The organism is Archangium violaceum, from assembly GCF_016887565.1.
In the GTDB taxonomy this organism is placed as follows: Bacteria; Myxococcota; Myxococcia; order Myxococcales; family Myxococcaceae; genus Archangium; species Archangium violaceum_B.
The window spans coordinates 4,426,795-4,447,554 of record NZ_CP069396.1; the positions used below are offsets into that span (position 1 = coordinate 4,426,795).

17 protein-coding genes and 1 tRNA gene are annotated in these 20,760 nt (G+C 68.6%); 7 read left to right on the top strand and 11 right to left on the bottom strand.

The window, feature by feature from the left end; all coding sequences use genetic code 11:
* Nucleotides 1-22: 22 nt before the first annotated feature.
* The gene (locus JRI60_RS18320) at nt 23-583 is read left to right on the top strand and encodes a cysteine hydrolase family protein (protein WP_204227150.1); all 561 of its coding nucleotides are present in this window, start codon (nt 23-25) and stop codon (nt 581-583) included.
* A gap of 63 nt (nt 584-646) precedes the next feature.
* Here the strand turns inward: JRI60_RS18320 and JRI60_RS18325 are convergent, their stop codons facing one another.
* The 3 genes from JRI60_RS18325 to JRI60_RS18335 form a co-directional block, all read right to left on the bottom strand.
* Nucleotides 647-1,069 carry a DUF6010 family protein gene (locus JRI60_RS18325; protein WP_239470597.1) on the bottom strand — a complete coding sequence of 141 codons (423 nt, stop codon included), beginning with the start codon at nt 1,067-1,069 and terminating at the stop codon, nt 647-649.
* A 341-nt stretch (nt 1,070-1,410) separates the two neighbouring features.
* The gene (locus JRI60_RS18330) at nt 1,411-2,601 is read right to left on the bottom strand and encodes a cytochrome P450 (RefSeq protein WP_204227151.1); all 1,191 of its coding nucleotides are present in this window, start codon (nt 2,599-2,601) and stop codon (nt 1,411-1,413) included.
* A gap of 263 nt (nt 2,602-2,864) precedes the next feature.
* Nucleotides 2,865-5,564: an Ig-like domain-containing protein gene (locus JRI60_RS18335; RefSeq protein ID WP_204227152.1), complete on the bottom strand. Its 2,700-nt coding sequence runs from the start codon at nt 5,562-5,564 to the stop codon at nt 2,865-2,867.
* A gap of 199 nt (nt 5,565-5,763) precedes the next feature.
* Here JRI60_RS18335 and JRI60_RS18340 point away from each other — a divergent pair, with 199 nt between their 5' ends.
* From JRI60_RS18340 to JRI60_RS18350, 3 genes are all read left to right on the top strand, one after another.
* On the top strand, nt 5,764-6,411 hold the full coding sequence (locus tag JRI60_RS18340; RefSeq protein WP_204227153.1) for a TetR/AcrR family transcriptional regulator: 648 nt from the start codon (nt 5,764-5,766) through the stop codon (nt 6,409-6,411).
* A 63-nt stretch (nt 6,412-6,474) separates the two neighbouring features.
* The gene (locus tag JRI60_RS18345) at nt 6,475-7,695 is read left to right on the top strand and encodes a cytochrome P450 (RefSeq protein ID WP_204227154.1); all 1,221 of its coding nucleotides are present in this window, start codon (nt 6,475-6,477) and stop codon (nt 7,693-7,695) included.
* Nucleotides 7,696-7,814: 119 nt separating this feature from the next.
* Nucleotides 7,815-9,131 (top strand): sensor histidine kinase, encoded by a 1,317-nt coding sequence (locus JRI60_RS18350; protein WP_204227155.1) that lies wholly within the window; start codon nt 7,815-7,817, stop codon nt 9,129-9,131.
* Between the two features lie 12 nt (nt 9,132-9,143).
* On the opposite strand, the gene omp85 is transcribed toward JRI60_RS18350, so the two are convergent.
* Nucleotides 9,144-10,304, bottom strand: coding sequence for an Omp85 family outer membrane protein (gene omp85 / locus JRI60_RS18355; RefSeq protein WP_204228996.1), 1,161 nt, complete (start codon nt 10,302-10,304; stop codon nt 9,144-9,146).
* 160 nt (nt 10,305-10,464) lie between these two features.
* On the opposite strand from omp85, the gene JRI60_RS18360 reads away from it, so the two are divergent.
* A complete protein-coding gene (locus JRI60_RS18360; RefSeq protein ID WP_430384386.1) occupies nt 10,465-12,075 on the top strand; it encodes an alkaline phosphatase family protein in 1,611 nt (536 codons plus the stop codon).
* The gene (locus tag JRI60_RS18365) at nt 12,072-13,154 is read left to right on the top strand and encodes a lysylphosphatidylglycerol synthase transmembrane domain-containing protein (RefSeq protein WP_204227156.1); all 1,083 of its coding nucleotides are present in this window, start codon (nt 12,072-12,074) and stop codon (nt 13,152-13,154) included. Before JRI60_RS18360 ends, JRI60_RS18365 begins: the two co-directional genes overlap by 4 nt.
* A 48-nt stretch (nt 13,155-13,202) precedes the next feature.
* Here the strand turns inward: JRI60_RS18365 and JRI60_RS18370 are convergent.
* The 7 genes from JRI60_RS18370 to JRI60_RS18400 form a co-directional block, all read right to left on the bottom strand.
* Nucleotides 13,203-13,286, bottom strand: a tRNA-Leu gene (locus tag JRI60_RS18370).
* Nucleotides 13,287-13,371: 85 nt separating this feature from the next.
* The gene (locus JRI60_RS18375) at nt 13,372-13,749 is read right to left on the bottom strand and encodes a 2Fe-2S iron-sulfur cluster-binding protein (RefSeq protein WP_204227157.1); all 378 of its coding nucleotides are present in this window, start codon (nt 13,747-13,749) and stop codon (nt 13,372-13,374) included.
* Nucleotide 13,750: 1 nt separating this feature from the next.
* The gene (gene hscA / locus JRI60_RS18380) at nt 13,751-15,595 is read right to left on the bottom strand and encodes a Fe-S protein assembly chaperone HscA (RefSeq protein WP_204227158.1); all 1,845 of its coding nucleotides are present in this window, start codon (nt 15,593-15,595) and stop codon (nt 13,751-13,753) included.
* Nucleotides 15,592-16,158 (bottom strand): Fe-S protein assembly co-chaperone HscB, encoded by a 567-nt coding sequence (gene hscB, locus JRI60_RS18385; protein WP_239470812.1) that lies wholly within the window; start codon nt 16,156-16,158, stop codon nt 15,592-15,594. Before hscB ends, hscA begins: the two co-directional genes overlap by 4 nt.
* Nucleotides 16,159-16,344: 186 nt before the next feature.
* Entirely contained in the window at nt 16,345-16,746 is a 402-nt protein-coding gene (locus JRI60_RS18390) for a HesB/IscA family protein (RefSeq protein WP_204227160.1), read from the bottom strand.
* Nucleotides 16,747-16,775: 29 nt separating this feature from the next.
* On the bottom strand, nt 16,776-17,174 hold the full coding sequence (gene iscU / locus JRI60_RS18395; RefSeq protein WP_204227161.1) for a Fe-S cluster assembly scaffold IscU: 399 nt from the start codon (nt 17,172-17,174) through the stop codon (nt 16,776-16,778).
* 103 nt (nt 17,175-17,277) lie between these two features.
* Complete coding sequence (locus tag JRI60_RS18400) at nt 17,278-18,639, bottom strand: IscS subfamily cysteine desulfurase (protein ID WP_239470813.1); 1,362 nt, start codon at nt 18,637-18,639, stop codon at nt 17,278-17,280.
* Nucleotides 18,640-18,998: 359 nt separating this feature from the next.
* On the opposite strand from JRI60_RS18400, the gene JRI60_RS18405 reads away from it, so the two are divergent.
* Nucleotides 18,999-20,756 (top strand): SPFH domain-containing protein, encoded by a 1,758-nt coding sequence (locus JRI60_RS18405; RefSeq protein ID WP_204227163.1) that lies wholly within the window; start codon nt 18,999-19,001, stop codon nt 20,754-20,756.
* Nucleotides 20,757-20,760 lie beyond the last annotated feature (4 nt).

The window sequence follows — 20,760 nt, forward strand, 5'->3', positions numbered from 1 at the left end:
TCACCCACAGCACAGTGCCCTGGTGATCGTCGATCTGCAGAACGACTTCTGCCACCCGGAGGGCGACAGCGTTCGGCGGCACGGTGTACCCGTGGGAATGGAAGCGACCGCTCATGCGGTCCAGTGCCTGGTTGAGGCCTGCCGCAAGGCAGCGGTACCGGTCCTGTGGGTCGTGACCGAGCATGGACCTTGGACGGACTCCCTTGCCTGGCGCTCGCGCAGCAAGGGGAAGGCGCCGAACTGTCATGCGGGCACCTGGGGAGCGGAGCTGTACGCAGTCACACCAGCCCCCGAGGATCGCTTCGTGACCAAGCATCGGTACAGCGCCTTCTACCAGACGAGCCTGGAGCTGATCCTCCGGGCTCAGGGGGTTCAGACCCTCCTGGTGGGGGGCGTGCTCACCCATGTCTGTGTCGAGACGACGGTTCGGGATGGGTACATGCGTGATTTCGACATGGTCACCGTCCCTGAGCTCTGCGCCTCCACCGACCCGGAAGCCCACGCCATGAGTCTGCGGAACATGGGGCGCTACTTCGGCCGGGTGCGGGTGTTGGCCGACGTGCTCGCCGACCTCGAAGCGTAGGCGGGCGGGTGCGGGCAGGAGGACCTGAGCCTGCCCCGATCCCTCAAGAACGCGAGCGTCTCTTCATCGCGCGGGATCTGGCGCTCCGCGTGCCAGCGCAAGGAAGGAGGGAGCCCCCGCCAGGAACCAGCTGGCGATGAGCGCGTCGAAGATGAGGCAGCCGTACGACGACGTCGGCATGAAGGGCCAGATCGGATTGCCCCACAGGTGGTGCGCCACATCCCAGCAGGAATGCAGGAGCCAGGCGATCCCGATGAAGCGGTACGAGCGCAGCCCGAGATAAGCCACCGGAAGGGCGAGCACGGGGAAGAGCAGCTCCCAGGGGCCGAACCCGCCGCTCAGATAGACGCCCGTCGCGCCGGCTGCGAGGAAGGCGTTGATGCGCTGGCGAGCGGGCTCTCGTACCTGCGACATGATCAGTACGAAGATGACGGCTCCGATGGCCGGGCCGACGGAATCCATCACGTGCAGAGGTGTGTCGTGCATGAGCGTCCTTTCAGTTGGCCCCACGCTACGAGTTGGAGCGGATTCGACCAGTGGCTGAAAAGACATTGTTCGCAGGATTCGCGCCACGCCGCTCACGCCTCGGGCACGCTCCCCGGACCGGGTCGGTCGCGGATGCGACGACGAAGTCCAGGAAGGCGCGCACCTTGGCGGGAGGAAGGCGCCGCGATGGAGAGAAGACGTGGAGAGGAGGGCGTCAGACTCAACGGCTCCTTCCTGGGATGCGAAGGAGGCAGAGGCCCCGCTCGTCACCTTGATTTGGTCTTCAAGACGAGACGCGAGGGCGACATGCCCTGGTTGCGGTATGGAGGCGGCCGCGAGGGTCACCCGCTGGCGGGGATGTAGCGGAGCGGCAGTGCGACAGGGCCGCGCGTCGTGAGCGCGCACTGATAGGAAATCTCCCCCGCGGTTCGTTCAACCCGCTGGAATCGCGCGACCACCGTCTCCAGAACGATCCGCACCTCCATCCGAGCGAGCAACGCGCCCAGGCAGAAATGGGCGCCCTGTCCGAACGCGAGACCGCCCTGGGAGCCCCGGTGCAGGTCGAATCGATCCGGATCCGGGAACTTCTGCTCGTCTCGATTGGCGGAGGAGATCAGCGGGAACACCATCGCCCCTCGCGGCACGGTCACTCCCGAGAGGATGATGTCGCTGGCCGCGATCCGGGGGACGCCCGGAGCCACGCCGTCGTAGCGGAGCATCTCCTCGATGAACAACGGAATCAGGGAGGGCTCCGCGCGCAAGCGCGCCATCATCTCGGGATGGTTGGCCAGGAAGAGGAGCGAGTTGCCAAGGAGATTCGTGGTGGACTCCAGGCCGGCGACCAGGAGCAGGATGAGGAAGTCCTTGATCTCCACATCCGTCAACCGCTGTCCCTCCACCTCCGCGCGCAGGAGCTCGCTCACCGTGTCGTCCGCGGGCTCGCGGCGCCGCTCTTCGATCACCTGCCCCACGTACCCGGTCAACTTCGCGATGGTGCCGCGGATGCGTTCGGCGGCTTCGGGAGACGCGGGGGTGGGCGTGATCGCGACGATATCGTCGGACCATTGCTTGAAATAGGGGAGGAGCTGGTGATCGAGCCCGAGGATCTCGCTGATGACATACGCGGGCACGGGCAACGCCATCGTCTTGACGAAGTCAGCGCCGTCCACGAGACCGCTCGAGAGCTTCTCGGCGGTGGCCCGTACGCGTGACTCCAGCCGGGCAATGGTGGCGGGCCCGAACGCGCGCAACACCAGGGAGCGCAGCCGCGTATGCTGCGGCGGGTCCCGGGTAATCATTGAGTTGGCCATGGGATTGTATCCCACCCAGGCCGGCTGCCACGCCACCGTGAAGCCCGACGACGAGAACAGGGCGGAGTTCTTGAGCACGAAGAGCACGTCCTCGTAGCGAGACACGGCCCACATGCCATGCGGCTCCACCTGACACACCGGGCTCAGGCGCCGCAGCTCCGCGTAGTAGGGATAGGGATTCGCGAGAACTTCTGGCGCCATCAGGTTGATAGGATTCGTCATCGTCCTCTCCTTGTCTGGGTCCACGCCTTCATGCGTCTTTTTTGCGCCTGTTGGCCCCACCGCGCCTCGAGGACCAGTACTGGAGCACCTGGGATTGCCCCCGGCAAGTGCGAGCCTGGTCCCGGTGCAAGGGCCAGGACAGACCGCGGGGTGTCGAGGCTTACGCCACCACGGAGCCAACAGGCCCAATGCCTAGCGCGACCTCGAGCCACCCCGTTCGGTGGCTGGCGCCGAGCCCGTGCCGCTTCACCCCGTGGAGGCGCTCACGGCCCGACGGCGAAGACCAGGTCGTCGCGATCGTTGTACGCGCCGGAGGTACACGGCCCCGAGCCGTTGCCGTAGCGGAACTGCCCGCGAATCGCTTGCAGCGAACCGGCGGGAAGCGTGTAGTTCGCCGTCAGCCTGTTCACGCCGCTCCCGGTCGGCGTCAGCGTCGTCAACGGCACCCAGGTCGGATTCCTCGCGTCAGCCGCGTAGTACAGGTCGAGCTTGTTCCAGGTGTATGTCGACCGGGCCCAGACGGTGGCCTCGATGGTGACGACGCCGCCCGCGCGGAAGTTCGTCCCGTCCTGGGTGAAGACGCGAATCCGGTCGAGCGATTCGTCGGAGTGGAAGACGCCACTGGTCCCGTCGGCGCAGGTACCGCCAAGCGTGTTGGGCTCATTCGGCTCGTACCCCCAACGACCGGAGAAGAACGACTGCGAGTCACAACTGGCCCCCACCGAGGCGCAGCTCACGGTCCGCAGCGTGGCATCGTAGCCCACGCCCGTGTACACCGTGCGGGTCGCGCTGTTGGCGCTGTTTCCCGCGCTGTCCACCGCCTGGGCCATCAACGACTGAGGGCCCGCCGTCAGCCCGGCCGTATTCCAGGAGACGGCGAAGGGCGCGGTGGTATCGGTCCCGATGAGCGTGCCGTTCGCGTAGAACGAGACGCCTGCGACGGCCGTGTTGTCCGTCGCATTGGCGGACACCGTCACCGTCCCGCTCACCGTGCTACCGATGGCGGGGGCGGTCATGCTCACGGTCGGCAGGGTGCGATCCACGGTGAAGCTCACGCTCGCCGTCGCGACGTTCCCCACGGCGTCGTACGCCCGCGCCGTGAGCGTGACGGGACCCGAGATCGTGCTCATCGTGTACGCGTACGGGGCTTCCGTGTCGGTGGACATCACCAGCGAGCCCCGGAGGAATTCCACTCGCGTCACGCCCTGGTTGTCACTCGCCGTGGCGGTGGCCGTCACGGTGCCTCCGACGACCGCGCCGGAGGTCGGAGCCGTGAACGCCACCGTGGGCGGTATGGAATCGGGGGGCGGGGGAGACACCGCGAACACCAGGTCGTCATGGTCGTCGTAGACGCCGGTGGTGCACGCCAACTCCGACCCGCCCCGCCGGAAGGCGCCGCGGATGGCCTGGAGGCTGCCCGCCGGCAGCGTGAAGGTCGTGGAGAGGTCCCTCCCGCCCGACTTCGCGGGAGTCAGCGGGAGGGAGGCCACCAGTTGCCAGGATGGCGCGTTGGCGTCGGCCGTGTGGAAGATGTCGAGCACGTCCGTGGAGGCCCCGTTGGACGAACCCACCACCGCGGCCTGGATGATCACCTTCTGCCCGACCTGCATGACGCCGCCATTGGAGGAGCGCACGCGCAGCGCCTGCAGGGACTCGTCGTTGCCGTAGCCGCCGCTGATGCCGTCAGCGCATGAGCCTTTGATCGTGTTGGGGCTCGCCCGCTCGGGTCCCACCGCGGAGCCGCGTCCGCGGAGCAGGGACGCGGAGTCACACTCCACCTGGGGGGTCGCGCACTTCGGCACGCCGAGCGTGCCGTCGAACTTCGCGAGCTCCGAGGGCGTGTGGCGGTAGCGCTCCGTGGTCGCCAACGGAGCCGGAGTGCCGGTCCAGCTCGTGCTGCTCGTCTGGACCCACTGGGTGTAGCTGCCGCCCACGAGCAGCACGCTCCCATCCTGCAGCACGGCGACCCCCGGGGACTTCCGCTCGCCCGAGGTGTGGCCCACGATGCTCCACACATCCCCCGAGAAGCGCTCGACGCTGCTCGACTCCCCTCCGAAGACCAGGGTGCTGCCATCGCCCATGAGCACCGCGGCCTGGTCGAACCGCTGCTCGAGCGGCGCGGGCGCGGTCGACCAGGAGTTCGAGCTCGGGTCGTAGACTTCGTTTCCAATCGACTCCCCGGTGAGCAACAAGACCCGGCCGTCCGCCAGGCGCGTCGCCTGATGCGTCGATTTGTCCGAGCTCGCGGGCTGTGTCTCCGTGAACACGCCGGTGGCGGGATTGAAGATCTCCGCGCGGTGCGAGCTCGTATACAGGTAGGTGCCGCCGGTGATGAGGACGCGGCCGTCATCGAGCAGCGTGGCCCGGTGCGCACAGCGCGGAAGCGCCATGGAGCCCGTGGTGCTCCAGGTGTTGGTGGCGGGGTCGAAGAGCTGCGCCGCCGCCGTGTAGGGGCTTGGACAGCCGCCGGTCACGAGCACGCGCCCATCCCGCAGGCGCGTCGCCGTATGCTTCCAGACCGCGTTGGCCATCGACGACAGGACGCTCCAGGTTCCCGTGGCGGGATCGTACCGCTCGGCGCTCGAGAGCGTGGCCGTGTTGCCGATGCCTCCCGTCACCAGCACGGTTCCGTCATTCAGCAGCACCGCGGTGTGCGCGGAACGCGCCGTGTTCAAGGAGCCGGTGGGGCTCCAGAGGCCCGTGGCGGGGTCATAGAGCTCGCAGCTGGCGAGCTTGTTGCCCGAGGTTGCGTTGCCTCCCACCGCGAGCACCTTTCCATTGGCCAGCACGGTGACCGTGTGAGCGGACCTGGCGTTCGCGAGAGACGCCGTGCTCACGACCAGCGGCGCTTGCGCGACCCGCGGGGTCTGCTCGTCCAGTTCCTCGGGGTCGAGGCAACCCGTGACGAGGCTCAACACCATGACCCTCAGCAGTACCGCGCTCAGTGGGGTGGCTCCGCGCATGCTTTCTCCCGGAGTGGGCGCGCATGGGAGCGCGCTCGGAATTGGGAGAGTTACCTTGCTGACGGTTTTGCAGGAATGCAATAAAAAGTCGATAAAGCTGAAATCCTGGCCATTCCCTCCGCCGCGAGAACGTCACCCCGTTTTCCCTACCTCCCCGAGGCTATTGCGAATTACCGCTTTCTGAAGCATATTCACCGCCATGAAGCCCCGCTCAGAGCCGCGAAGCAAGCCTCATCCCCTCCGGGAGCGGATGAAGGAGGAGGCCCGGGTGGCCATCCTCGAGGCGGCGGAACAGGTGATCGCCGAGCAGGGCCTCTCCGCCACGCGGATGGAGGACATCGCCACGCGGGTGGGCGTCTCGGTCGGCTCGCTCTACAACTACTTCGAGGATCGGCAGCGGCTGCTCCAGGCGCTGCTCGACGCGCAGGTTCAGCAGCTGATGGCGGTGCTGGACGCGGAGTTGGAGCGCAGCCGGGGCGCCCCCTACCGCATGCGCCTGCATGGTCTGCTGCGCGCCATCCTGGAGCACACCCAGAAGCACTTCCGCTTCCTCTCCCTGCTGCTGGAGGAACGGGTGATGCGCGTGGCCGCCTCGAGCGAGGAGCTGGAGCGTCATCAGCGGCTCTCGAACACGCTGGCCGAGCGGATCGGCTCGCTCAACCCCGAGGGCCTCGCGCAAGGGGTGCTGCGGCCCGAGGACGCGCCGCACTACCCCATGCTGCTGCTGGGCATGCTGCAGAGCACCCTGCTGCGGCAATTCCTCGAGCGCCAGCCCTCGCCCGTCGACGAGCAGATCGCGCTGCTGCTGCGCTGCTTCCTGGAAGGTGCCAGCCCTCGCCCCGGGTGAGCCTCCGTCGTCTCCCCACAACAACGAACACCCTCACTGCTCCAGCCCAGAGGATAGCCACTCATGGAACTGTTGAACCGCTTCGACTTCTTCAACCCAGAGGTGATGCGCAACCCCTATCCCTACTTCGCGGAGATGCGCGAGAAGGCGCCCCTGCACTACGACGCGAAGATGCAGGCCCACGTCCTCACCCGCCATGAAGACGTGTCGTACGTCTTGAAGAATCCCGCCCTGTTCTCCTCGTCGATGATCCGCATCGCCGGCAGGCTCCAGAATGAGCGCAGCAAGGACCTGGCGCTGGGCGATGTGGATAGCCTGCTCACCTCGGATCCGCCCGTGCACACGCGCCTGCGCGGCAAGCTCAACCGCTCCTTCACCCCCAAGCAGATCAATGCCCTGGAGCCGCGCGTGCGCGAGCTGTCGCGCGCGCTCGTCGCGGAGATGACGGCCAGCCCCGAGTTCGAGTTCATGAGCGGCCTGGCCTCACCCCTGCCCGTCACCATCATCGCGGAGATGCTGGGCGTGGACATCTCGCGCCGCCGCGACTTCAAGCGCTGGAGCGATTCGATCGCCAACTCCGGCAACGCCACCCTCCAGTCGGGCAAGACGCCCGAGGACGTGGTGCGCAACGCCAAGGAGATGCTCGCGTACATGACGGAGGTGGCCCAGGCGCGCCGCCGCGAGCCCCGGGGCGACCTCATCTCCCTGCTCGTGCAGGAGAGCGAGGGCCAGGAGGCCCTGACGCCCGAGGAGGTCAACTCCTTCGCCATCCTGCTGCTGCTGGCGGGCAATGAGACCACCACCAACCTGCTGGGCAACGCGCTCACCGCCCTCATCCGCCACCCGGAGGAGTATGAGTGGCTGCGGCGCGACCCCTCGCTCGCCGCCTGCGCCGCCGTGGCCGAGGAGACGCTGCGCTACGACTCGCCCGTGGTGACGGTCGTGCGCCGCACCACCCAGGAGGTGGAACTGAGCGGGGGCAAGGTGCCCGCGGACACCACGCTGTTCGCCGTGGTGTCGGCCGCCAACCGTGATCCGCGCAGGTTCCCCAACCCGGACCGCTTCGATCCGCGGCGCGACACCGTCGGCCTGATGTCCTTCGGGCACGGCATCCACTTCTGCCTCGGTGCTCCGCTCGCGCGCCTGGAGGCTCCCGTGGCCCTGCAGGAGCTGATGGCGCGCACCCCCCGTCTGGGCTTCTCGCCGCGCCAGCCCGAGCACATCGACTACGGCGCCTCGTTCGCCCTGCGTGGTCCCCGCGCCCTCTGGCTCCAGAAGACCTGAGCGCGGTCCCCTCCCGCGGCGGGTTCGTTTCCACCCTCGGGCCTGCTCGCATCCCCAGTGGGCGGGCGTCTCTCCGCATCCAACCGCGAGCGGACACCCCATTTAGGTTTGAAGCAGTCATGACCACGGCGCTGAAAGCAAGGTGGCCTCCGCCTCTCTGGCGGCCCGTGGTCGTCTACGCCGTGGTCGCCGCGCTGTGGATCATGCTCTCCGACGTGCTCGCCGCGGTGGGGGTGCGGAGCGTCAGCCACTTCATCCTGGTGGAGATCCTCAAGGGCTGGCTGTTCGTCGCCGCCACCTCGGTCCTGCTGTATGCGCTCATCCGGCGGGATACGTCGGCCCTGCGCCGCTCCGAGGCCCTCCACCGGGCCAGCCTGGAGAGCATGGCGGATGCACTCTTCCTGGTCGACGCCCAGGGACGGATCGTGGAGGCGAATCAGGCCACGCTGAAGTTGATGGGACTGCGGGCGGACGGACTTCCCACGGACATCTGCCAGTTATTGTCGATGCTCTACGTCCGCCGTCCGGACGGGAGCCCGTTGGCCTGCTCCGAGGCACCCAGCCGCAGGGCCTTGAGGGGCGAGACGGTGCGCGAGGAGGAGCTCCTGCTCCAGCGCCCGAACGGAGAGCAGCTCCACATCAGCGTGACCGCCTCCCCGGTCATCACGGGAGCGGGGCGGTCGCCGGATCTGGCGGTGGTGGTGGTGCGTGACGTGACCGAGCTCAAGCGCCTGGAGCGGATGCGGGACGAGTTCCTCTCCACCGCCGCCCACGAGCTGCGCACACCCATCACCACCATCAAGGGGTATGCCCAGCTGCTGGATCGCTGGATGCCGGGAGGGCATGAGCCCCGGGAGGGCAAGGCCTTCCAGATCCTCAACCGCCAGAGTGATCGGCTCACCCAGCTGGTGCAGGAGCTGCTCGAGGTCTCCCGGCTCCAGCTGGGCCGGCTCGCGCTGCGGCGCCATCGCTTCGAGCTGGGCACGCTGGTGAAGGACGTGTTCGAGCGGATGCGCGGTGTCTCCTCCGAGCACCACTTCGTGTTCCACCAGGACGGCGCCGTGTTCGTGGACGCGGACCCGGACCGGATCGAGCAGGTGCTGGTGAACCTGTTCGACAACGCCATCAAGTATTCGCCCGGAGGAGGAGATATCGAGGTCTCGGTCGGGGTCCAGGACGCCATGGCGGTGGTGTCGGTCCGGGACCACGGGATGGGCATTCCCCGGGAGCGTCAGGGCCAGCTCTTCGAGCGCTTCTATCGCGCCCATGAGGGGCTCGCGTCCGACCGGGGGGGCATGGGCGTCGGGCTGCACCTGAGCGAGCAGATCGTCCAGAAGCACGGCGGCCGCATCTGGTTCGAGAGCGAGGAGGGAAGGGGCTCGACGTTCTCGTTCGGCCTGGCCCTGGCTCAGGTCGAGCAGGAGGCGAGGCCCTGAGACCCGGACGGCTCAGAACATGTGCCCGAAGTTCAGGTACACGCGGCTGCGCCCCGTCTCCGGCGACATGGCCCAGTCGAAGCGCACCACGGCCGCGCGCCGCGCCACTCGCACACCGGCGCCCACGCCCGGGTGCCACTTCCACCACGGGCCATCCACCACGTCCGGGTGCCACACGCGTCCCAGGTCCACGAAGGCCACGCCGCCCACCGTCACCGGCGCCTTGAACAGCCGGAAGTCGAAGGCCCGCACGCGCAGCTCCGTGTTCGAGAACGCCTTGATGTTGCCCGCGAACCGGTTGCGCTCGATGCCGCGCACGCTGCTCATTCCACCGATGCCCTCGGAGGTGCTCACGCCGCCCGTGTTCACCCACTCGAAGAAGGGCACCTCGCCGAAGAGCATGTCCAGCGTCAGCCGCTGCGCCAGGATGAAGCGCGGGCCCAGCCGCCAGAAGCGCCGCTCGCTCAGCGTCACGCCCGCGTACTGGTACCGGCTCCACGTGGCGCTCCCCGACACGCGCAGGGACAGCTCCTCCACGCCGCCTCGCGTCGGGTCCGACTCGTTGTCTCGCGTGTCCCAGAGCACGCCCGCCGAGAGCTGCCCCGTGGGCCCGCCCTCGATGCCCACCGGCTTCTGCTCGTTCAGCAGCGAGGTGTCGAACGTGTCCACCTCCGTGTACCGCCACGAGTAGCCCACGTAGGACTGGAAGGGGTGGTTCTCTCCCCAGGGCCGGCCCCGCAGGCGCAGCCACGCCCCGGGCGAGCCCTTCCGGTAGTTGAAGCGCTCCTGGTTCTCGTCGCCCTTGAAGTCCTGCGCGGACACGTTGCCCGCCCCGTAGAAGGGGCTGCGCAGCTCGCGCCGGTACTCCAGGCGCAGCTCCAGCCGCATGGGCCCGATGAGCTGGGGCCCGTCGTAGCGCAGGTAGTGGTTCTGCTGCCCGCGGCTGGTGAACATCGCCTGGATGGCGATGCCGTGCTGGTACGGGCTGTGCCCCGGCGCGTACAGGTACGCCCCGGCCACGCCCCCATAGGTGAAGCCCAGGTCCGAGTTGAAGCTCACCAGGGGCAACGCGATGGCGTCGATCCCCTTTTCCTTCTTCTGTGGCAGCTCCTCCGCGGGGGCGGCGGCCGTGGCGGTGGCGAGAGTCGTCAACAGCAGCGCGGTCGTCAGCATCACGCTACAAGGTGACACGTCGCCAAGGGGCGGGACCATCTTGACGTCAGGGACCCATGCTCGGCTGGCCGCTCTCCAGCGGACCCACTCGCATCGCACGGCTGGCGGCTTTCCGAGTGCGCATCTTCCCGACCACGGACAGGGGGAGGGGAGACGAGACGTGCGAGACGTGAACGACATCATCAGCCCGCAGTTGCAGTCCTGGGCCCGCGAGTACGTGCGGCGCGTGGGGGCGAAGGTTCCCCCTGTGCCGGCTCCTCGCCGGCGCAAGCTGCTCGTCGTCCATCTGGACGGGGTGCCCAAGGCCCATCTCGACGAGGCCGTCCGCACCGGAGGGATGCCGTTCCTCTCGAAGCTCGTCCGCTCGGGGGCCTACTCCCTGGACGAGGCGTTCTGGGGCTCGCCTGCCTCCACGCCCTTCTTCCAGGCGGGCTTCCTCTATGGCCTGCGCCATCCCAACCTGCCGGCCTACAGCTGGTTCGATCGGGAGCTCGGCCGCAAGGTGCAGATGAACACGCCGCGCGACGCGCTCGCCATCGAGGAGCGGCTGGGCCGCCGCGAGGGCTCCAGCCTGCTGGCCGATGGTGGCCACACGTACTTCTCGCTCTTCCAGGCCCAGGCCAACAACCGGCTCTGCATGAGCACGCTGGCCAACTTCAAGGTGATGGCGCGCGGCTTCAAGCACGAGATGGAAGGCGTGCTCGTGGCGCGTACGCAGACGCCGCTCTCGTACCTGCGGGGGCTGGGCAAGGACGCGTGGCGGGCCTTCACCGAGGTGTACCGCTGGAGCCGCGCGCTCCGGGACTGGCGCCACGAGGGCGGCTTCCTCATCAGCCGCGTCTTCCTCCAGCGGCTCGGGTGGAGCTTCGCGCATACCAAGGCCCTGGTGGACATGGTGCGCGGCGTGCCCGCCGTGTACCTCGTCTACGGCAACTATGACGAGGTGGCCCACCGCCGCGGTCCTCAGTCGGAGCAGGCGCTCGGGGAGCTGCGGCGCGTGGATGCCTACCTCGCCGAGCTCTACGCCGTGGCCCGGACGGTGGATCCCGGCTACGACCTCGTCTTCCTCACGGACCACGGCCACGTGGACAGCCTCCCGCTGGAGCAGCGCACGCGCCAGCGCCTCGAGGCGCTCCTCCTCCAGGGCGAGGCCCCGCCGCTCTCCGAGGACGTGGCGCGGGGACTGCTCGATGGCCGTCCGCACCCGGTGGAGTCGGAGCCCTGGGCCACGGAGGAGCCGGTGGTCATCGAGTCCGGCAACTTCTCCCACGTCTACCTGACGCGAGGGCTCCAGCCGCTCGAGGCCGCGCAGCTGGTGGCGCGCCACCCGGAGGTGCTCGCGAGGGCCACGCGCCACCCGGACATCGGCATCGTGGCGATGCGGCGGGGTGACTCGGCGGTGGCCGTCATCCATGGCGGGGTGTATGGGCCGGACGACATCGACGGCGCGCCCCTGTCGACGGAGTTCTCGCGCCGCGCGGTAGCGGACTACCTGCGCGAGCTGCCGCACATGTCCACGGCGGGAGACCTGGTGCTCTTCGGCCAGGCGGTGCGGAGGGGCGGCACGGTGGGCTTCGCCTGGGAGTTCGGCTCGCACGGCGGCCTCACCCGCACGGAGACGTCCAGCGTCATCTGCTGGCCGAGCGATCTCCCGGTGGATCTGTCCGGGTTGAGCCACTGCACGCAGCTCCATGAGCGGTTGTCGGAGGTGTACCGCGACGGCGCCCGGCCGGCGGTGTACCCGGACACGAGGTTCGCGGAGGCAACATGAAGGGGCCAGCGGGCCGGACGTACCTCAAGGCACTCGCCGTGCTGGTGGGGGTGGTGCTGTCCGCCATCCTCATCTCCACCGCCTTCTTCCGGTGGAACCTGGGCGGCCCGGGGCCGTTGCTCATCCCGCGCTTCTCGCTGGGGAAGTTCGTGCACGATCTGCCCGGGCACCTGCGCTGGCTCATCCCCTTCATGCTGCTGTCAGCGTCGATCATCCCGTTCCGCGCCATGCAGTGGCAGAAGACGCTGAGCAAGCCGGTGCCCATCCGCGAGCGCTACCACCTGGTGGCCATTGGCGCCTTCACCCACAACGCGCTGCCCGGGAAGCTGGGGGACTTCATCCGCTCCTTCCTGCTGTCGCGCACCGAGCGGATTCCCTTCCTGCAGGCGCTGGGCTCGGTGGCGGTGTGCAAGCTGCTGGAGTTCGCCGCGCTGATGGGGCTGGTGGCCCTGTCCTTCGTCGGCCCCTTTGGCGAGACGATGGCCCAGTTCTCCGGGGCGATGAGGGCGGCGGTGGGGGTGTGCGTGGGGTTGGTGGTGCTGGTGGTGCTGCTGGCCCACTACGCGCTGCCGCTCGCCCGGCTGCTGGAGCGCAAGAAGAAGCTGCCGCGGTTGCAGCACCTGCTGGGGCACGTGTCCGAGGGCCTGGGCACCGCGCGCAGCTTCCGGGGCATGGCGATGGCGCTCCTGTTCTCCATCCCCCCGGTGCTGGCGCCCGCCCTGGGCTATGGGCTGGGCCTGCACGCCCTGGGCATCCACGGGGGCGTCTTCGCGGGCACCGTCATCCTGGGGGCCATCGCCCTGGGCCAGTCATTCCCCGGGGTGCCCGCGGGCATGGGCATCTACTACTTCGTCACCAGCTGGGCGGCGCGGAACCTGGGCGCCTCGGCCGAGGACGCGGCGGCCTTCGCCACGCTCACCCACCTGGGTACCGTGCTGAGCCAGGTGGGGGTGGGGGCCCTCTCGGTGCGCATCCGCGGCATCCGGCTGAAGGACCTCCGCAAGGGAGGCAGCCTGGCGCGCGAGGCGGCGAACCACGTGGCCCACGAGGCCGTGGAGCCCGTCCACGTGCCGAGCTGACGCGGAAAAAGAAAAAGGCCCCGACTTTTCAGTCGGGGCCTTCTTCAGTGCCCAGGAGAGGACTCGAACCTCCATGCCCTTGCAGGCGCTAGACCCTGAATCTAGTGTGTCTACCAATTCCACCACCTGGGCAGGCGGTGCGTCTCGGCGGTGCGTTGCGTCGACGGGTGCGGTGTATAGATGCCTGAACCGTCCCCGTCAAGCAGTTGTTTCAACCTCACTTCTTCAACGGCCATTTCCCCTCGGACTCGAGCCGGCGCCGGACGGCGGGGTTCTCGTCCATGAAGGCCGTGAGGGACTCCTCGGTAATCTCCACGAGGATGTCCTCATTCCCCAGCTCGGTCTGGCAGGACAGGCGGGAGTACGGGCGCACGTCGAAGCCCATGTCCAACCGGTCCATCTCCTGGTCCGTCTGTTCGGAGAGGGACTCCAGGCCCTTGCGGACCCAGATGTGGCAGGTGGAGCAGGCGCAGACCCCGCCGCAGGAGTGACCCACCTGGGCGCCGGCCTTCTCGGCGGCGTCCAGCAGGGTGGTCCCCGTCGACACCTCCACGGTGACGTCGTCCAGGGGGCTCTTGAAATGGACCTTGGGCACGTCAGAACTCCTCGACCGAATGGCCCGCGACGACCTTCGTCAGGGCCTGGTTCATCACCCGCTCGACGAAGGGCTTGCACACCTCGTCCAGGGCATGGATGGACTCCTTGAGGGCGTGGTGGTCGTTCCCCTTCGCCACCTCGCGCACCTTCGCCATGGCCGCCTCGATGGTGGCTCGCTCCCCGCCGGCCAGCAGCTCGGAGTGCTCCCCCAGCTGACGCTCGGCCTCGGAGAGGACGCGCTCGGCCTCCACCCGCTGCTCGCGCAGCTGGCGCACCTGCACGTCGTCCTCGGCGTGGTCGATGGAGTCGAGCAGCATCTGCTCGATCTCCTCGTCCGTGAGGCCGTGGCTGGGCTTCACGGTGATGGACTGGGTGGTGCCGGTGCTCTGCTCCTTGGCCGTGACGGCGAGGATGCCGTCCGCGTCCACCTGGAAGCGCACCTCCACGCGCGCCATGCCCGCGGGTAGGGGCGGAATCCCACTCAGGGTGAAACGCGAGAGGCTCCGGCAATCCTCCACCAGCTCGCGCTCGCCCTGGAGCACGTGGACGTCCAGGCCCGTCTGCCCGTCCTTGAAGGTGGTGAAGACCTGGGCGGCGGCGATGGGGATGGTGGAGTTGCGCGGAATCAGCTTCTCCACCAGGCCGCCCATCGTCTCCAGGCCGAGCGACAGGGGGATGACGTCCAGCAGGAGCACCTCGTCCTGCCGGTCCACGTTGGTGAGCAGGTCCGCCTGCACGGCCGCGCCCAGGGCGACCACCTGGTCGGGGTCGATGTCGCTGAGGGGCTCGCGGCCGAACTGCTCGGCCACGAAGCGGCGCACCGCGGGCACCCGGGTGGCGCCGCCCACGAGGATGACGCCGTCCAGCTCCGAGGCCGTCACCCCCGCGTCCTTGAGGGCCCGGCGGCACACCACACCCGTCTTCTGGATGAGCGGGCGGATCCACTCCTCGAAGTCCGGGCGCCGCAGCGTCTGCCGGTGCGCGCCCACCGTGAGCTCTACCTCGGGCGCGTCGGTGAGGGCCTCCTTGGCCTTGCGCGAGGCGGCGAGCACCTCGGCCACGAGCGAGGGGGCAGGGGAGGACTGACCCAGGGCCTCCAGCACGCGCTGGGCGATGGCCCGGTCGAAGTCGTCGCCGCCCAGGGCCGAGTCGCCGCCGGTGGACTTCACCTCGAAGACGCCGTCCACCAGCTTGAGGATGGAGACGTCGAAGGTGCCGCCGCCGAGGTCATAGACGGCATAGGTGCCCTGGCTGCCCTTGTCGAGGCCGTAGGCGAGCGCCGCGGCGGTGGGCTCGTTGAGCAGGCGCAGCACCTCGAGGCCCGCGAGCCGGCCCGCGTCCTTGGTGGCCTGGCGCTGGGCGTCGTCGAAGTAGGCGGGCACGGTGATGACGGCCTGCTCCACCTTGCCGGCGAAGTGCGACTCGGCGCGGCGCTTGAGGGCGCGGAGGATTTCGCCGGACACCTCGATGGGCGTCACCGGCTGGCCACCGGCCACCTCGAAGCGCACCACCTTGCCGCCGCTGGCGAACTTGTAGGCCCCCAGCTTGCGCGTCTCCGCGTCCTCCGGGCTGCGGCCCATGAAGCGCTTCACGGAGATGATGGTGTCCGTGGGGTGCTCGGCCGCGAGCTGCTTCGCCCGCGAGCCCACCACCACGCCTCCATCCTTCCCGTAGTGCACCACCGAGGGCAGGAGGTTCGAGTCCCCCTCGTCCGCCGCCAGGCAGCGGGGCTTGCCCTGGATGACGCTCGCCACCAGCGAGTTCGTCGTCCCCAGGTCGATCCCCACCGCGTGCCCCTTGGGCTTCAGCGGGTCATGAATCTGCAGGTAGCCGTTCTTGCTCACGCCAGCATCTCCTCCTCGAAGGCTTCCACCTGCTCGAGGAAGCGCGTGAAGTACCGCACCCGTCCCAGCGCGTGCGATGCCTTTTTCACCGATGACTCGACCGGAGGCCCCTGCTCCAGGGTGCGCAGCGTGTCCACGGCCTCCTGGAGGGCGGCCTTCCGCCGGCCCTCCACGTCCGTGGCCATCTTCCGGGCCTTCTCCAAATCCTTGGCCTCCATGGCCTCGTCGAGCGCCTCGCGCAGCTCCATCACCTCCTCGAGGAACTCGAGGGGCATCTCCTTCTGCGCTCCGGCGTCCTCCCGCTCCAGGTCCACCCCGTGCACCTTCAGCAGGTAGAAGGCCCGCTTCGTGGCGTCCTTGAGCGTCTTGTAGGCCTCGTTGAGCGCCGTCGTCTGCTCCAGCGACAGTCGGCGCTCTCGCGCCTCCGCCTGGGCGAACCGGTCCGGGTGCAGTTGGAGGGAGAGCTCGCGGTACTGCTTCTCCAGCGCCGGCACGTCCACGTCGTACGCCCGGGGTAGACCGAAGACGTCGAAGTGCGTGGCCCCCGGCGGCCGCGCGGCGATCTTTCCGCAAGCCGGGCAGAACGGACGTCCCGCCGTGTCCTTTTCACAGTTCCAGCACTTCACCAGCGCTTCCCCTTTCCGGGGCAAAACGAAAGGGCCCGGCTTTCCGCGGCCGAGCCCCCAGATGACTCTCGAAGACCCTCACCCCAGCCCTCTCCCAGAGGGAGAGGGGGCTTGCTCGGGTCGCTACACGGAGAAGCTCTCGCCGCAGCCGCATGAGCCCTTCACGTTCGGGTTGTTCAGCTTGAACCCCGAGGCCATCAGCGTCGACTCGTACACGATCTCCGTGCCGAGCAGATACAGGTAGCTCTTCGGATCCACGAACACCCTCACCCCGTCCCGCTCGAAGATCTTGTCCTTCTCGCGCGGCTTCTCCGCCCACTCCATCACGTACGCCAGCCCCGAGCACCCTCCGCCTCGCACCGCGAGGCGCAGCCCGGCTTCGGGCGTCTGCCGCTCGGCCAGCAGCTTCTTGAGCTGCTCCACCGCGCTGTCGTGCAGCGTGATGCCTCGCGCCGGCTTCGCGGCCGGGGCGGCGGCAGGCGTCGTCTGCGTCTGGCTCGTCTGTTGGGTCGCCTGCTCGTTCATCACGTGCCTCCTTGCTTCGGGGCCCTGCCCTACGCCTTCTGCTGCCGCGCCTCGCGCTTCTTCTTGAAGTCCTCGATGGCCGCCTTGATGGCGTCCTCGGCCAGCACCGAGCAGTGGATCTTCACCGGCGGCAGCGCCAGCTCGCGCGCCACGTCCTTGTTGGAGATGGTCATCGCCTGGTCCACCGTCTTGCCCTTCACCCACTCGGTCACCAGCGAGCTGGACGCGATGGCCGAGCCACACCCGAACGTCTTGAACTTGGCGTCCTCGATGATGCCGTCGTCGCTGATCTTCAGCTGCAGGCGCATCACGTCGCCGCACGCGGGGGCCCCGACCAGACCGGTGCCCACGTTGGGGTCCGCCTTGTCGAGCGTGCCGACGTTCCGGGGGTTCTCGTAGTGCTCAATGACCTTGTCGCTGTAAGCCATGGGGGTTCCCTTCTGAAGCCTTGTCACCGGGTCCGTTGCCCGGCAACCGTGCCGGGGTCGGGAGCCCGCCTGCCCTCCAGCCAGGGGAGGGCGCGGGACGGAGCTAGTGTGCCGTCCACTCGATGCTCTTGAGGTCGATGCCTTCCTTCGCCATCTCGTATAGCGGGCTCATCTCGCGCAGGCGGTTCACCTTGTCCACCATGAGCTTGATGACGTAGTCGACCTCTTCCTCGGTATTGAAGCGGCCGAGGCCGAAACGGATGGAGCTGTGCGCCAGCTCCTCGTCCACGCCGCAGGCCCGCAGCACGTACGAGGGCTCAAGCGAGGCCGACGTGCACGCGGAGCCTGAGGACACCGCCACGTCCTTGATGGCCATCATCAGCGCCTCGCCCTCGACGTAGGCGAAGGAGATGTTGAGGCTGCCCGGCAGGCGGTGCTCCAGCGAGCCGTTCACCGTCACCATGTCGAGCTGGTCCATGATGCCCTTGCGCAGCCGCTCGCGCAGGCGGAAGAGGCGCGCGGACTCGTCGGCCATCTCCTGGCGGGCGATCTCCGCCGCCTTGCCGAAGCCCACGATGGCGCTCACGTTCAGCGTGCCCGAGCGCATGCCGCGCTCATGGCCACCGCCGTCGATGATGGGGGCGATGCGCACGCGCGGCTTGCGGCGCACGTACAGCGCGCCCACTCCCTTGGGGCCGTACATCTTGTGCGCGGAGATGGACGCCAGGTCGACGTTCATCTCCTCCACGTGGAACGGCACCTTGCCGATGCCCTGCACCGCGTCGCAGTGGAAGAGGATTCCCTTCTGGCGGCACAGCTTGCCGATCTCCGCCACCGGCTGCACGGTGCCGATCTCGTTGTTGGCGAACATGATCGACACCAGGATGGTCTTGTCGGTCATGGCCGCCTCGAGCTTCTTCAGGTCGATCCGGCCATCCTTCTCCACGTCCAGGTAGGTGACGCGCGCGCCACCGGTGGGCAGCTCGGCCCACTGGCGGTACACGGGGTCATTGTCCAGGTCGTGCTTGATGGACAGCTCCGCGAGGTTGTCGCGCGACACGGGCGTGCCGGTGAGCTGGGACAGCCGCATCTGCCTGAGCTCGTCCAGGCGCTCCTGACGCACGCGCTCCAGCCGCTTGCAGGTGTCGAGCACCGCCTTGTGCTCGGTCTTCAGGGTGATGATGTGGTCACCCTTGTCCTTGTAGAACTCGACCACGCCCTTGATGGCGAGGTTGTCGGACTCGGTGGCGCCCGAGGTGAAGACGATCTCCTTGTCGGACGCACCGATGAGGGCCGCCACCTGCTTGCGCGCCTGCTCCACCGCCGCCTCGGCCTTCCAACCGAACGCGTGGTTGCGCGACGCGGCATTGCCGAAGTCCTCCTGGAGGTACGGCAGCATCGCCTCCAGCACCCGCGGGTCCAGCGGGGTGGTGGCGTGGTTGTCCATGTAGATCGGCAGCTTCAGCATCTCGGTAGACCTTCCGGGCGACTGTCCGGCCCCTCGCCGGGGGGTGGGGAGTAAACCCGCGACGTTGCTAGGTGCTCCTACATGGACACACCTAATGTGGACTGGACCGGTCAATTATAAAATCGGGACCCCTCTGGTCAAGCTGACATAAGGAGCGCCGGCCCCGAGTCTTTCAACCGCGAATCGGACCGATTCAGTCCTCTATCACGGAGTGGACCGGAGCGGAGCGATCCACTTCGGGGCACCCGCGCCAGACTGGTGCACCCCGTGCGGCCAAGTGCGCGATTTCAGGGCAGCGGGGCGTTGGCCGACAGGCTGCAATTCCGGGAGACCGCGACTTCCGGAGGGATGCACCGATGGGCACGAACGAGAAGCGGGCGATGAAGTTGAACGCGGTGGGGGCCATGGAGCTGTCGGTGGGAGGGCGGTCGGAGCTGACGCGGAGCGGGGGGGGCGAGCCGCCGCACGGTGGGGGGGAGGACCCGCGCCGGTACCAGGACGGGTGGAGGGCGGGGAAGCCGGCGGAGGATCCGGAGAAGATGAAGAAGTGGGGGCTGGTGACGGCCAAGCCGAGCGAGTTCCTCATCCACATGCGCCGGGGCCGGGTGCGCGAGGTGAGCGGGCAGGGCGCCTCGTGCTTCAAGCTGCCGGGCGACGCGGTGGCGATCGTCCCGACGAGCGTGCAGCGGCTGCAGTTCACCGCGGACCAGGTGACGAGCGAGAAGGTGGGCGTGCAGGTGACGGGCCTGGCGGTGTACCGGATCGTCGACCCGCTGGTGGCCTTCCGGATGCTCAACTTCTCCTTCCCGGAGCGGGCGCAGCAGAAGCTGGCGGAGCTGCTACGCGAGATGTTCGTGGGCGCGGTGCGGCGGCTGGTGGCGAACCTGTCGGTGGAGGAGTGCCTCTCCAAGCGCAAGGAGGGCATCGCCGCGGAGCTGATGCGGGAGATTGCCCCGGTGGTGTCGGGGAAGGGGAGACTGGAGGACCGGAGCGACACGGGGTGGGGCGTGGTCCTGGACACGATTGAGATCCAGGACGTGCGGGTGCTGTCGGAGACGGTGTTCGCGAACATGCAGGCGCGCTTCCGGCAGGAGCAGGAGCGGGTGGCGCGCGAGGCGGAGCTGGCCAAGGAGCGCTTCATCCGGAGGGAGGAGGCGGAGGCGGAGCGGCAGATCGCGCTGACGCGGCTGACGACGGAGGAGGAGGTCCGGCACAAGCGGCAGGAGGCGGAGGAGCAGGCGAAGCTGGAGGCGCTGGCGGTCGAGTCCCGGGTGGAGGAGGCGCGGGTCGCGAAGGAGCGGAGCACGCGGCAGGCGCAGGTGGGGCTGGAGCGGGAGACGGCGCTGGCGAAGCTGAACGCCGAGCTGGAGGTGAGGGAGCAGAAGGCGAAGGCGGAGGAGGCGCAGAAGCTGGCGCAGCTGGAGGCCGAGCGGAGGATGTCGGAGGCGAAGCTGGCGCAGGAGCGGGCGCTGGCGGCGTCGCGGTCCCAGGCGGAGCTGGAGCGGCTGAAGCTGGAGCAGCAGGCGCAGGCGGCGAAGCTGACGAACGAGCGGGCGCTGGCGGCGGCGAAGGCGCAGGCGGAGCTGGAGCGGCTGAAGCTGGAGCAGGAGCAGGATGCGGCGAGGCTGACGCACGAGCGGCAGATGGCGGCGGTGAGGGCGGAGGCGGAGCTGGAGAAGCTGCACCAGGAGCAGCAGGCGCAGACGGCGCGGCACACATCGATGATGGCGGTGCTGCAGCAGGAGTCGGAGCGGGCGAGGGCGCAGGCGAAGGTGGCGGAGGCGCGGTGCGCGATCGCCGAGGCGGAGCTGGCGATGGCGGAGATGGAGGCGCGCAAGGCCCGCATCACGCAGGACCCTGAGCTGGCGAAGGTGCGCGCGCTCAAGGAGATCGAGAACACGCTGTCGCCGGAGGCGATCCAGCTGGTGCTGGCGCAGCAGCTGCCGCAGGTGGCGGCGGCGTTCCAGCAGAAGATGGGCGAGGTGCACGTGACGGCGGTGGATGGAGCCAACCCGTTCGGCTACATCGCGGCGGCGGTGGAGGGCGTCATGGGCCTGGCGAGGTCCGCGGGCCTGCAGGTGCCCACGCCGCCGAAGAAGGATCAGCCGGTGTGAAGGC

What these genes read in the sequence shown, in the direction of transcription:
- JRI60_RS18325 (WP_239470597.1), bottom strand. Translation starts at nt 1,069, where the DNA reads ATGCACGACACACCTCTGCACGTGATGGATTCCGTCGGCCCGGCCATC.
- JRI60_RS18330 (WP_204227151.1), bottom strand. Translation starts at nt 2,601, where the DNA reads ATGACGAATCCTATCAACCTGATGGCGCCAGAAGTTCTCGCGAATCCC.
- JRI60_RS18335 (WP_204227152.1), bottom strand. Translation starts at nt 5,564, where the DNA reads ATGCGCGGAGCCACCCCACTGAGCGCGGTACTGCTGAGGGTCATGGTG.
- JRI60_RS18340 (WP_204227153.1), top strand. Translation starts at nt 5,764, where the DNA reads ATGAAGCCCCGCTCAGAGCCGCGAAGCAAGCCTCATCCCCTCCGGGAG.
- JRI60_RS18345 (WP_204227154.1), top strand. Translation starts at nt 6,475, where the DNA reads ATGGAACTGTTGAACCGCTTCGACTTCTTCAACCCAGAGGTGATGCGC.
- JRI60_RS18350 (WP_204227155.1), top strand. Translation starts at nt 7,815, where the DNA reads ATGACCACGGCGCTGAAAGCAAGGTGGCCTCCGCCTCTCTGGCGGCCC.
- omp85 (WP_204228996.1), bottom strand. Translation starts at nt 10,304, where the DNA reads ATGCTGACGACCGCGCTGCTGTTGACGACTCTCGCCACCGCCACGGCC.
- JRI60_RS18365 (WP_204227156.1), top strand. Translation starts at nt 12,072, where the DNA reads ATGAAGGGGCCAGCGGGCCGGACGTACCTCAAGGCACTCGCCGTGCTG.
- JRI60_RS18390 (WP_204227160.1), bottom strand. Translation starts at nt 16,746, where the DNA reads ATGAACGAGCAGGCGACCCAACAGACGAGCCAGACGCAGACGACGCCT.
- iscU (WP_204227161.1), bottom strand. Translation starts at nt 17,174, where the DNA reads ATGGCTTACAGCGACAAGGTCATTGAGCACTACGAGAACCCCCGGAAC.
- JRI60_RS18405 (WP_204227163.1), top strand. Translation starts at nt 18,999, where the DNA reads ATGGGCACGAACGAGAAGCGGGCGATGAAGTTGAACGCGGTGGGGGCC.